We start from the raw sequence: 12838 nt of genomic DNA, 5'->3' as shown, positions 1-12838 counted from the left end.
TTGTTTGAGAATTTTTGATATTTTTGTGTTTGAAAAATAACATATTATGACACATACAGAAAACATACTTTCGTCAAAATCTGAAGTTTTGATTGAAAAAGAGAATAAATACGGAGCTCATAATTATCATCCGCTTCCTGTGGTTTTAGAAAAAGGAGAAGGAGTTTATGTATGGGATGTTGACGGAAAAAAATATTTTGATTTCCTATCAGCTTATTCGGCAGTAAATCAAGGACATTGCCATCCTAAAATTGTACAGGCAATGATCGATCAGGCGCAAAAACTGACTCTTACTTCTCGTGCTTTTTACAATGATAAATTAGGAAACTACGAAGAATATATTACCAATTATTTTGGGTTTGATAAAGTTTTGCCAATGAATACTGGTGCTGAAGCCGTAGAAACAGCACTAAAAATATGCAGAAAATGGGCTTATGAGGTAAAAGGAATTCCTGAGAATCAAGCGCAGGTAATAGTGTGCGAAAACAATTTTCATGGAAGAACAACTACAATCATTTCATTTTCTAATGATGAATCGGCTCGTAAAAACTTCGGACCATTCACAGATGGATTCATAAAAATTGAATATGATAATCTTGAAGCTCTTGAAAAAGCTTTAGAATCATCAAAAAATATTGCAGGATTTTTAGTTGAACCAATTCAGGGTGAAGCGGGGGTTTACGTTCCGTCAGAAGGATATTTGGCGAAAGCAAAAGCGTTATGCGAAAAACATAATGTTTTATTTATTGCCGATGAAGTTCAGACAGGAATTGCACGTACTGGAAAATTATTGGCAGTTCACCACGAAAATGTACAGCCTGACATTCTGATTTTAGGAAAAGCAATTTCGGGAGGTGTTTATCCGGTTTCGGCTGTTTTAGCAAATAACGAAATCATGAATGTGATTAAACCAGGTCAGCACGGATCTACTTTTGGTGGAAATCCTGTTGCGGCAGCGGTTGCGATTGCAGCATTGGAAGTTGTAAAAGAGGAAAAACTAGCTGAAAATGCAGAACGTCTTGGTATTATTTTGAGAAAAGGATTAAATGAAATCGCAGAAAGAAATCATTTGATTACACTAGTTCGCGGAAAAGGACTTTTGAATGCAATTGTAATTAATAGTGGCGAAGATTCTGATTTGGCTTGGGAAATCTGTCTGAAATTCAGAGACAATGGTTTATTGGCAAAACCTACGCACGGAAACAAAATTAGATTTGCTCCGCCATTAGTAATGACAGAAGATCAAATTAAAGAATGTCTTGAAATTATTGAGAAATCTTTGAATGAGTTTAGATAAGGTTCTAAGTTGCTAAGACTCTAAGATTTTTATTAAGAAAGGTTCAAAGTTTTATAGAATAACTATAAAACTTTGAACCTTTCTTATGTTCAAAAAACTCAGAACCTTAGCGCCTTAGTATCTTAGAATCTTAAAAAAAATTAGCTTCCATAGCCTGGATTTTGAGTGATTTTTTTGTTGGTATCCATTTCTTTTAATGGAATAGGGAAGACCAATCTGTTTGAATCGTAAGGAAGAACTTCGGAACCGTCTCCATCTGTACTGATATCAATAGATTGTTTTGTTCTGCGGATATCGTGAATTAAAAACCCTTCCATTCCTAATTCTAATTGACGTTCTAACAAAATATCATCAATAGTTACAGCAGATAATTCATCGGCGTTTGCTCTTGAACGGATAATATTAATATCGTCTAAAGGTGTATTTCCTACTGAAGTTCCGGTACGTAAATTACTTTCAGCTCTAATTAAATACATTTCGGCTAAACGAATAATTGGTAAATCTCCAAATTGATCTGTGAATTTAGAAGTTAAAAGTCTTCCGTTATCATCGTTTATATAATTAAAATCGGCTCTGTCATCAGGACCACTAAATTTATCTAAATAAGCATCTCTAATAGAAAAATCACCACCGCGTCCTCCATTTCCTTCAGAAGCATAAAAAGTTACTGCGTCATTTACACCAGTTTGTTTTGTAATTTGAATAGCAAAAACATCTTCGGTTTTATCTGAGTCATGATTAAAAGCATCTGCATATTTTAGAGATAAACCATGTCCACTGTTTTCGATAACATCATTTGCAGCATCTCTCGCAGCTGCATAATTTTGCTGTTGCAAATAAACTCTGGCTAATAAAGCTTTGGCAGAATATTTATCGGCATAAAAACTATTTTCTTCAGGAAGATTAGTATAAGCCAAATTTAATCCATCAATGATCACTTTGTAAACTTCATCGACAGTGCTTCTCTCTTTTGAAAGATCTGCGCTGAAATCATAAATTGCATTAGGTCTGATTACAACTCCTAATTGAGTATTAGCTTGTCCGGCAACATAAGGTTTTGCAAAAAAGCGCACCAAATCAAAGTAAGCTAATGATCTTAAAAAGTTAGCTTCACCAATCATAACCGCTCGTCTGTCCGGATCTTTTACTTTGTCAATATTTTCGATAACGGTATTTGCAGCATTGATCATTGAATAAAGTCTGGAATAAGTACCTTCAATAATCACGTTGTTAGATATCATTGTCTTGATGTACATTTGTCGTAGCTCTCCAAAAGTTCCCCTCCATCTTAAGTCGGTAGTACTCAGTGATCCTGTTACACCAAGCAAATCTGCATATAATAAAACACGGCCGCCATAAGCATTTCCATTTGCTGCAAGTGAATATGTACCTGTAAGGACATTTGTGACACCGCTTTCAGTACTTAAAGTCACTGATGCATCTTCAGACTGTTTTGGATCTAAGTTTAGCTGATCTTCACAACTCGTAAAAAAGACTGCGAAAATTATAAGTAAGATTAATTTATTTGCTTTCATTTTGTTCTTTTTAAAAATTAATATTTACTCCTATTGCCATAGTTCTTGCAGGCGGTGCAGAGTAAAAATCTTCTCCAATTCCTGTGTCATCTCTTCTTGCTTCTGGATCTGTTCCTTCATAATTTGTAAAAGTGAGCAAGTTTACAGCTGTAAAATAAATTCTTAAGCTACTCATTCCTGCTTTATTTACAGTTTCTTTAGGTAAAGAATAACCTAATGTAACGTTACGTAAACGAATAAAATCGGCTTTGTCTAAATAACGTGTAGATTCTTGTGTTCCATTTGAACCTCCAAATCTTGCCTGAGGCACATTTGTAATATCGCCTGGATTTTGCCAACGATTTAACTGATCTGCGGTTTGGTTGTCAAAATAATCTGCCGCTGTCGACATATATATTCCTGCCGAGTTATAAATACTCGCACCCCATTCACCTTGAAATGTAAAGTTAAAATCAAAATTTTTATAATTCATTGTATTAGTCAATCCAGACATTAAAGTTGGGAAAGGATTTCCGGCCACAATTCTTTTAGCTTCACTGTAATCGTTAGTCGTGCTTTTGTCAAGACTTCCATCAGCATTTACTGTGTTTTTTACAAAAAGTGCATCTCCGTTTGCAGGATCAACACCAGCGTATTCAACTAAATAAAATGATGAAATGTTTTCTCCAACACGATTGATGTTATAACTTGAAATAACATCAGTATTGTTATTTGGCAGTGATTTTACTTTTGACTCGTTTGTTGTAAGGTTGAAACTTGTCGTCCATTTGAATTTTTCGGTTTCAACATTTTTTGTATTCAAAGTAAATTCAAATCCACTGCTTTTTATTTCTCCAAGATTTGTATTGATCGATGTAGCGCCAGAGCTCGGAGGTAAAGGTTTTTCAAAAAGAAGGCCGTCAGTACGTTTGTCATAATAATCGACTTCTAAATTGATTTTATTAAGGAACCCAACTTCAACACCAACATCTGTTTGAGATGATTTTTCCCAAGTAAGATTATCATTTCCGGCTTGGTTAAAAGTTAATCCTGATTTTAAGTTATAAGAATTAGGACTATATAATTGGCGAGATGCAAAGTTTCCAACTTCAGCATTTCCTACCTTACCCCAGCTTCCTTTTAATTTTAAATAACTTAAAACGGTATTGTCTTTTAAGAATTCCTCTTGCGACATAACCCATCCGGCTGAAAACGCTGGAAAAACTGCGAAGCGTTCATTTTTTCCAAAACGAGACGATCCATCACGACGAATACTTGCTTTGAAAAGATATTTGTTTTTGAAGCTATAATTGAATCGGCCGAACTGAGAAACAAAGACATAATCGGTTTCGCTACCATGTCCTTCATTTACTTCCGCACCACCATCAACAGTATGAAAACCATCATTTGGGAAATAAATACTGTTTACATCTTGGTAACGTCTATTGTATTTATTGAATTCCATACCAGCAACAGCATTTATCGTATGATTTTCAGCAAAAGTTAGATCGTATGTAAAATAATTACTGAAAATATAGCTTTCAGTATTTACAGAAGTTGCAAAAACTGCCCCGTCAGTGGCCATAAAAGGAGCATTTTTGCCTTGCCAATAATCTTCGGTTTGAGTCAATAAATCATAAGCAAAATCTGAATTGAATTTCAATCCTTTTACCAGTTTTAATTCACCGAATATTTTTCCTGTAACTCTTCTCATTATGGTTTTCCAGGAAGTATTGTCTTTTGCTAATAAATAATTGACATACTCTGTGTTTGGATTTGGAGTTCCATCTTCTAATCTCGCTTGTGAAATTGGAGCTTGAGCAAGAGATTGCATAGGAGTAGAGAATGAATTGTCATCTTGAACTCTATTGATAACTGATCTTGAGAAACCGATATTCATTCCGGCCGTAAAATGGTCTGTAATTTTATGAGATACGTTTGATCTCGCTGTTATTCTTTCTAAATCATTGCTGTCAACAATTCCTGTAGTATTGTTGTAAGCTCCTGCAAAGAAATATTTTGTTTTGTCGTCACCTCCAGATACAGAAAAATCGGCATCAGTAGTATAACCTGTGCGCAAAGCTATATCTTGCCAATTTGTATCGATTTCTCCGTTTCTCCAATCTGTTCCTTGAGACAAATATTCCAATTCATCTTCTACAGATTCTAAATCATCAACATTTCGTCCAGCTTCCTGTAGCAATTCTACATATTGTTTTGCATTCAGAAATTTTTTCGTGTGAGTGGCTTCACTGATACCTTGAGAGAAGTTTAAAGAGAAATTTCCTTTGCCTTCTTTACCTTTTTTAGTTGTAATGATGACAACTCCATTAGCTCCACGAGCTCCATAAATTGCTGCAGAAGAAGCATCTTTTAAAACATCAATTGATTCTATTTCATTTGGGCTTAATGTCAACAATGGATTGGTTGGGGCTCCATTGCTAGACTCGTCATCTGTGATAAGAGGAATTCCATCTAAAACATACAAAGGCTGTGTACTTGCGCTTATACTCGCAGCTCCACGAACTCTAATATTCATTCCTCCTTCGACTTTACCATTTGTCTGTGTAATCTGTACTCCGGCTAATTTACCAACTAAGGCATTTTGCACGTTAGCAACAGGTACTTGCTGAATATCTTTTGCTGTTACACGAGCAATATTATCGGTTAAATTCTTTTTTGATTGTGTACCATAACCCACAACAAGAACGGCTTCAAGCTCATTTTGAGTTTCAACCATTTTAATTGTCATTGAATTAGAAGCTTTTACTTCGACGGTCGCAAAACTAACATAACTAGCTACTAAAACATCGCCAGTTTTGGCCTGAATTTTAAAATTTCCATCAAAATCAGTTTGTGTACTGACACTTGTTCCTTTAAGAACAATATTTACCCCCGGAATGGGAACACCTTTATTGTCAGTAACTGTACCAGAAATTGCCCCTCCTTGAGCCACAGCTATTTGCACGCTTAAAACGAGCAATAGCCACAAAAAATGTTTTAAATTAATTTTCATTTTTTATTGTGTTTAAATTAGTTCTTTCAAATATCTTAAATTAATGTTAACTATAAACCTCTTTTTAACATTAAAAATAACACATAACTTCATTTTTGTAATATTTGTAACAATTGGTACTCAAATACTTTTATTTTGTAAAAATTTAAGGGGTAATGTGATTAATATTTAATTGATTGGTTCTGTTTGAGTTGTATGCGTGAAGAATTAACATAAAAACAGAGAAAGTACTAGTTGTTGTAGATGTTTATAAAAGAATCTGATTTATTTGTTAATAAAAAAAGCGACTGTTCAGGAAAACAATCGCTTTTGGGTATAATTACTTAAAATATCAAAAAAAGTAATTATTCAATTAGAGAATTTAATCTCAATATTTTTAAAATTTGGCTTTTTTCAGTTCCCACAAAGTCTTGATAAAAGTATCAACATCTTTAGTGGTATTGTAAAATGCTAATGAAGGACGAACTGTAGTTTCAACTCCCATTCTTCTCAAAATAGGCTGTGCACAATGATGTCCAGTTCGTACAGCAACTCCTTCTTTGTTTAAAGCTTGACCAACTTGATCATTTGTATATCCTTGTAAATTAAAAGATAACACGCTTGCTTTGTCTTTTGCAGTTCCAATTAAACGTACGCCTGGAATTTCCTTAAGAAGTCTTGTAGCATATTCTAATAAATAATGCTCATACTGGCCAATTTGTTCAATTCCGAGTTTCGTCACATAGTCAATTGCAGCGCCAAGACCAATTGCATCGGCGATATTTCCGGTTCCGGCTTCAAAACGATTGGGTGCTTTGTGGTATTTTATTTCCTCAAAAGTCACATCCTGAATCATGTTTCCACCAGATTGATACGGCTGCATTTCGTTCAATAATTCTTCTTTTCCGTATAAAGCGCCAATTCCTGTTGGGCCAAAAAGTTTATGTCCGGAAAAAACCAACCAATCCGGATTTAAATCCTGTACATCAACTTTCATGTGCGAAACAGATTGTGCGCCGTCAATCAAGACTTTTGCTCCGGCTGCGTGCGCCATTTCAGTTATTTTTTTGGCAGGAGTTACCGTTCCTAATGCGTTTGAAACTTGTGTAAATGCTACTAAACGTGTTTTTGAATTCAGCAATTTTGCATATTCGTCAAGCAGAATTTGACCATCATCATCAACTGGAATTACACGAAGTTTTAAACCTTTTTTATCAGCCAATCTTTTCCACGGAACTATATTCGCATGATGCTCAAGATTACTCACAATGATTTCATCTCCTGAATTTAAATTTTGATCGCCCCAAGTTGAAGCTACTAAATTTATTCCTTCGGTTGCACCGCGAACAAATACAATTTCGTTTACAGAAGATGCATTTAAAAACGTTTTTACTTTTTCGCGTGCCGCTTCATAAGCGTCAGATGCACGTGCCGCCAATTCGTGCGCCGCACGGTGAATGTTCGAATTTTCATGCTCGTAGAAATACGCAATGCGATCAATAACCGATTTTGGTTTTTGAGTCGTTGCCGCATTATCAAACCACACTAAAGGTCTTCCGTTTACAGTTTCACTTAAAATTGGAAAATCTTTTTTGATTAATTCGGCATTAAAATGTGAATTTGTACTGCCGCTTAATGGATTTGTTCCGAAAGAACTTCCAACAATTGCATTGGTATTTTTTGGATCAAAAGCAAAAGGATTCTGATCTAAAAAATAATACGAGTTTTGAAGATCACTTCCGCTTGACGGAAAATCATTTCGCTTTCTAAAAAAAGTATCAACCGTTTCTAAAGCTATTTTTAGTTCGTTTTCAAAAGAAGAATTTTCGCTTTGAAATGGCAAATATTGATCATTTAAAAAGAGCGATGAAAAAATTGATTCCTCATTAAGTTGCGGAGTGTTATTGGTTTTTAAATTAATATCGTTAAAACCTGTCTGCGGATTATTAATATTTAATCCGTTATCTTCTGGAATTCCCGACGAAGGAATGCCATATTTAGGATCAAAACCTGCACCTGCATTTGGATATAAAGCTGCAGCACTCGAACTCTGAGTAGCACTTGCAGGCGATCCTCCAAAACCGCTGAATGAAGGCGGAACCAAATTAACATTTAACGGATTTTGCGCTGGAAATGGAGCAATAATATTGGCACCGCCAGCATGCAAAAGTGTTTCTGCAATTTTTGTCGCACGAGGATGTTCCGCTTTGTCTGGGCTCAATGAAATTTCTTTTGGAAATTCATTTGGAAGCGCACTGAACAGTTCGTTTGCCAGAAACTGCAAATCGTCAATGTTTGGTAATCCGTCTGGGTTAGTATTTGTACTCATGATACTTTCCTATTTCGACATCTTCTAAAACAGCGATGGCATCATCAACCAAAATAGCTAAAGAACAATAAAGCGAAACCAAGTAAGAAGCAATCGCTTTTTCATTAATTCCCATAAAACGAACTGATAATCCAGGAGATTGTTCGCCTTGTAATCCCGGCTGAATCAATCCAATTACTCCTTGACGGCTTTCTCCAGTTCTCAATAAAATGATTTTTGATTTTCCTTTTACGATTGGCAGTTTATCTGATGGAATAAGCGGAATTCCTCTCCAAGTTAAAAACTGAGATCCAAACAAAGATATTGTCGGAGGCGGAACACCTCTGCGTGTACATTCGCGTCCAAAAGCAGCAATTGCCAACGGATGCAGTAAAAAGAAACCTGGTTCTTTCCAAACTTTAGTCAGCAATTCGTCTAAATCATCTGGAGTTGGCGCTCCTGTGCGTGTTTTTATAATCTGCGAAGGCGCAACGTTGCTCAATAATCCGTAATCTTTGTTGTTGATTAACTCACTTTCCTGACGCTCTTTAATGGTTTCTATTGCCAGTCGAAGTTGCTCTGTAATCTGATTATATGGCTTGCTGTATAAGTCAGAAACACGCGTGTGAACTTCTACAATAGTCTGAACGGCAGCAAGATTATATTCTCTTGGATTTTCAACATAATCAACAAAAGTGTTTGGTAAAACTCTTTCGTCGCGTGCAGAACAATCGACTTCAATGTGGTTTGCATTTTTAACTTTGTTCAAACGAAACACACCCGATTCTACTGGCGTCCAATGTAAAAGATGTGTCAGCCAGCGTGGAGAAGTTGTTCCAATTTGAGGTACGGTACGCGTTGCAATTGCGAGTTGTCTTGCTGCAACATCGCCTAATGCGGTCTGTTGTTGTTTTGATTCTGCCATTTTTCTGGTATTTTAATAGGTTTGTAAATTATTTTTTGCTTGCTTAAAGTTATTCATAATTTCAATCAAATAACTCATCTACAGATAAATATCTTTCTCCGGTGTCATAATTAAAAGTCAGGATTACAGCATCTTCAGGAATATCTTTGAGTTTTCTTGATAATGCTGCAAGTGCTGCTCCGGTAGATATTCCGGCAAATATTCCTTCTTCTTTGGCTATTCTTTTAGTGAAATTGTACGATTCGTTTTTATCAACTGTTAGAATCTGATCGACATATTCGCGATTAAAAACTTCGGGAATAAAACCAGCTCCGATTCCCTGAAACGGATGCGGAGACGGAAGTCCACCACTCAAAACTGGCGACAAAGCGGGCTCGACAGCATAAGTTTGAAGATTCGGGAAATGCTGCTTTAATATTTTTGAAACTCCGGTAATATGACCTCCAGTTCCAACTCCGGTTATTAAATAATCGATTCCATCGGGAAAATCGGCTAAAATTTCTAGAGCGGTTGTTTTTTCGTGAATTTCAACATTTGCTTTATTGGTAAATTGAGACGGAAGAAACGAGTTTTTAATCGTCGAAGCCAGTTCTTTTGCTCTTTCAACTGCTCCTGAAGTTCCTTTTTCTCTTGGTGTCAAAACATATTCGGCGCCATAGGCATTCAAAATTCTCCTGCGTTCAACACTCATCGATTCTGGCATTACAACAATAACTTTATAACCTTTAACGGCTGCAACTAGTGAAAGTCCAATTCCGGTATTTCCTGAAGTTGGTTCAATAATTACAGTATCCTGATTTATAAGCCCTTTTCGTTCTGCATCTTCAATCATTGCAAGAGCGATTCGGTCTTTAATACTTGAACCCGGATTTGATTTTTCCAATTTAATCCACACTTCATGTGATTTAAAAAGTTTGTTTAATCGAATGTGAGGAGTGTTTCCTATGGTTTCTAGAATGTTTTGATATTTCATTGGTTTTGATATTTTTAAATAGAATAAAAAATGGGTGCAGGGAAAGGATTATTATCCCTGATTTTAATTTCGTTTTTATGATACACAACAGAATTGGATGGAATTGTGTACGTCAGCCAGACATTTCCGCCAATTATAGAATCTTTTCCTATAGTAGTTTGACCGCCAAGAATAGTGCTGTTGGCATAAATAATGACATTATCTTCAATGGTTGGATGTCTTTTTATAAAGGCCTCGTCTTTTTTTACACTCAAAGCTCCGAGAGTAACGCCTTGATAAATTTGAACGTTATCGCCAATAATTGTTGTTTCTCCAATCACGATTCCTGTTCCGTGATCGATAGCAAAATCTTTTCCGATTTGGGCGCCGGGATGAATTTCGATACTCGTTTTAATATGAGCATATTCTGAAATGGTTCGGGCTAATAATTTTAAATCCTGCTCCCAAAGCTGATGAGAAAATCGGTAAACGGCAATAGCGAAAAAACCAGGATACGAGTATAGCACTTCTTCCAGTGATTTGGCCGCAGGATCTTTTGTAAATATGGTTACAGCGTCGTTTAATGCTTTTTTGTGCAACTTCGGAATCGCTTCAAAAAAGTTTTTGGTTTGCTGTTTTTGGTCACTTTTTGGCGAAAAATCCAAAACCAATTCATCAAACTGCTTTTCCAGCTGATTGAATTTGTATTTGATTGTTGCCTCAGATTCTAATGATTTTGAGGTATTAGAAAATAAGATGACAAACAAATCATCTATAAACTGATGAATTAATTTTTTCTCAGGCAGAATCACTAAATCATGATGCTGTTTTGCTATTTCTTGATAAAATGAACTCATAATGATTATTTTATGGTTAGAAAAAGATTTTTATTTCTTTAGAGAGGCACCGCCCGGCATTACTTCAGGTTTTAGTTTGAATTTGCTGTATTCTACAACACCAGTTCGATCTACCCATTCAAAATAAGATGCCGAAAGTTTGTTTACAATTCCCGGATTTTGCTGTGCCACATTTGTAGTTTCACCACGGTCTGTTTCGAGATTGTACAATTCCCATTCATAAGAAGGATAAATCGAAACCAATTTCCATTTTCCGTCACGAACTGCTCTGTTTCCTGCTCTTTCCCAGAATAATGGCTCGCCTCGGTTAACTTCTGAAACATTGTCAAATAAAACAGGAAGTAAACTTTTTCCCGGAAGCGGATTGGTATTTACATTATTATAATTTTTAGGATATTCGATTCCAGCCAATTCGTAGAAAGTAGGAGCGAGGTCAATAATGTGTCCGGTTCCTTTATCAATTCTTCCCGCTTTTATTTTTGACGGAAACCAAGCAATAAAAGGCGAACTGAAACCACCTTCATGCATATTATTTTTATATTGCTGTAGCGGAGTATTCGATAAATACGCCCAGTTTTGTTCCTGATAATCAAAAGATCCTGAAGTTCCAACTGGTCCGTCATTTCGAACCAAACCTCTTCCAAGTGGATTATAAGTATTAAATCCGCCTTGAGCGCCATTATCTGAAATGAAAATAATTAATGTGTTTTTATCTTTTTTAAGCGCTTTTAGTTTATCCAAAACCTTCCCCACATTCTGATCCATGTTGTCGACCATTGCAGCATAAACTTCCATTTTGGCTTTCCAAAATTGTTTTTCGTCGTAAGTCAGCTTGCTCCATTCTGGAACTTCAGGATCTCTTGGCGAAATGGTTTGATTGGCTGGTAAAATTCCGTTTGCTTTCAATTTCTCAATTCTTTTTTCTCTCAAAATATCCCAGCCTTCATCAAATTTTCCTCTGTATTTTGCAATGTCAACTGGTTTTGCTTGCAACGGCCAGTGCGGAGCCGTAAAAGCTAAATACAAAAAGAAAGGTTTGTTTTCTTTGTTTTGCTCGTCTAAGAAAGTGACAGCATTGTTTCCAATTTCATCTGTAAAATAATACGAATCGTCTTTTGGATGCAGTTCTTCATTATTACGAATCAACTTTACCGGATAAGGCGTTTTTCCGAAAGGCAAAGGTTTAGTGTCAAAATAATTAGAAGCACCTTTTAAGATTCCGTAAAATTTATCAAAACCTCTTTGGTTCGGCCATTGTGCCTGATCTTCAGAACCAACGTGCCATTTTCCGGATAAAATTGTGCTATAACCGCCAGAGCGGAAAACTTCTCCCAGAGTCAAAGATTCTTTGTTTAAATAGCCTTGATAAGCTGGCAATCCTAAATTAACATCAAAAAAACCGACGCCCGCTTTATGCTGATATTGACCAGTTAGGAGCGAAGCTCTTGTTGGCGCACAAATAGAGTTATTGTAGAATTCACGCAAACGCAAACCCTCGTTCGCCAGTTTATCTAAATTGGGTGTTTTAATTTCTGAACCATAATTTCCTAAATCAGAATATCCCATATCATCTACCATAATCAGAATGATATTTGGTTTTGAAGCGTTCTGAGCGTTTATTTTGGTAAAACTAACAGCTCCAGTTACAAGAGCAGAAAGTAATATTGTGGTGATTTTAGTGTTCATTTTAATGTGCTTTATGTTAGTTGTTTTTTGTTTTGAAATGATAAATGTTCTTTAATTGGTTTTTTTCTGTTGCCGCAGAAATGATTTTTTTATAATGGTATAACATATTGGTATACAGATTCGTTTGTGACGAATTGCATTATATTTTGTAATGAAATTTAAGTAAAAAAAGTGGTTTATTCCGATTTTTAAAGTAGGCAAAATCGTAGTAAACAAATGTGAGAATTAACAACAGCTACACATATAACAAAAAGTGTTATAGGCGTAATTTTTAGGAAGAATAAAAGACGTTCTGTGTGCTATT

Annotated in this window: 8 protein-coding genes; 1 reads left to right on the top strand and 7 read right to left on the bottom strand. The window is 35.7% G+C overall.

All coding sequences use genetic code 11. The features are described from left to right. Positions 1-46: 46 nt before the first annotated feature. Positions 47-1297 carry an ornithine--oxo-acid transaminase gene (gene rocD, locus GQ47_RS08030; RefSeq protein WP_035647083.1) on the top strand — a complete coding sequence of 417 codons (1251 nt, stop codon included), beginning with the start codon at positions 47-49 and terminating at the stop codon, positions 1295-1297. Positions 1298-1437: 140 nt separating this feature from the next. Here rocD and GQ47_RS08025 read toward each other — a convergent pair whose 3' ends face one another. The 7 genes from GQ47_RS08025 to GQ47_RS07995 form a co-directional block, all read right to left on the bottom strand. Next, positions 1438-2832 (bottom strand): RagB/SusD family nutrient uptake outer membrane protein, encoded by a 1395-nt coding sequence (locus tag GQ47_RS08025; protein ID WP_035647081.1) that lies wholly within the window; start codon positions 2830-2832, stop codon positions 1438-1440. A 10-nt stretch (positions 2833-2842) separates the two neighbouring features. Next, positions 2843-5827, bottom strand: a complete 2985-nt coding sequence (locus GQ47_RS08020) for a SusC/RagA family TonB-linked outer membrane protein (RefSeq protein ID WP_035647080.1) — start codon at positions 5825-5827, stop codon at positions 2843-2845. A gap of 376 nt (positions 5828-6203) precedes the next feature. Further along, complete coding sequence (locus GQ47_RS23840; RefSeq protein ID WP_035647079.1) at positions 6204-8135, bottom strand: family 2A encapsulin nanocompartment cargo protein cysteine desulfurase; 1932 nt, start codon at positions 8133-8135, stop codon at positions 6204-6206. Continuing rightward, positions 8119-9039 carry a family 2A encapsulin nanocompartment shell protein gene (locus tag GQ47_RS08010; RefSeq protein WP_035647078.1) on the bottom strand — a complete coding sequence of 307 codons (921 nt, stop codon included), beginning with the start codon at positions 9037-9039 and terminating at the stop codon, positions 8119-8121. The genes GQ47_RS23840 and GQ47_RS08010 overlap by 17 nt, the downstream gene beginning before the upstream one ends. Positions 9040-9100: 61 nt before the next feature. Beyond that, positions 9101-10012, bottom strand: a complete 912-nt coding sequence (cysK, locus tag GQ47_RS08005) for a cysteine synthase A (RefSeq protein ID WP_035647077.1) — start codon at positions 10010-10012, stop codon at positions 9101-9103. Between the two features lie 14 nt (positions 10013-10026). Then, positions 10027-10848, bottom strand: coding sequence for a serine O-acetyltransferase EpsC (gene epsC / locus GQ47_RS08000; protein WP_035647075.1), 822 nt, complete (start codon positions 10846-10848; stop codon positions 10027-10029). A 30-nt stretch (positions 10849-10878) separates the two neighbouring features. Then, positions 10879-12534 (bottom strand): arylsulfatase, encoded by a 1656-nt coding sequence (locus tag GQ47_RS07995; protein WP_035647073.1) that lies wholly within the window; start codon positions 12532-12534, stop codon positions 10879-10881. Positions 12535-12838 lie beyond the last annotated feature (304 nt).

Origin of the sequence: Flavobacterium sp. ASV13 (assembly GCF_000745775.1) — a bacterium.
Taxonomy (GTDB): Bacteria; Bacteroidota; Bacteroidia; order Flavobacteriales; family Flavobacteriaceae; genus Flavobacterium.
The sequence above is the reverse complement of the archived record's forward strand: the minus strand, read 5'-3'. Positions and strand labels throughout refer to the sequence as shown.

Coding starts and splice junctions, on each gene's coding strand:
- cysK (WP_035647077.1), bottom strand. CDS start 10,012: ATGAAATATCAAAACATTCTAGAAACCATAGGAAACACTCCTCACATT.
- GQ47_RS08025 (WP_035647081.1), bottom strand. CDS start 2,832: ATGAAAGCAAATAAATTAATCTTACTTATAATTTTCGCAGTCTTTTTT.
- GQ47_RS07995 (WP_035647073.1), bottom strand. CDS start 12,534: ATGAACACTAAAATCACCACAATATTACTTTCTGCTCTTGTAACTGGA.
- GQ47_RS08010 (WP_035647078.1), bottom strand. CDS start 9,039: ATGGCAGAATCAAAACAACAACAGACCGCATTAGGCGATGTTGCAGCA.
- GQ47_RS23840 (WP_035647079.1), bottom strand. CDS start 8,135: ATGAGTACAAATACTAACCCAGACGGATTACCAAACATTGACGATTTG.
- epsC (WP_035647075.1), bottom strand. CDS start 10,848: ATGAGTTCATTTTATCAAGAAATAGCAAAACAGCATCATGATTTAGTG.
- GQ47_RS08020 (WP_035647080.1), bottom strand. CDS start 5,827: ATGAAAATTAATTTAAAACATTTTTTGTGGCTATTGCTCGTTTTAAGC.
- rocD (WP_035647083.1), top strand. CDS start 47: ATGACACATACAGAAAACATACTTTCGTCAAAATCTGAAGTTTTGATT.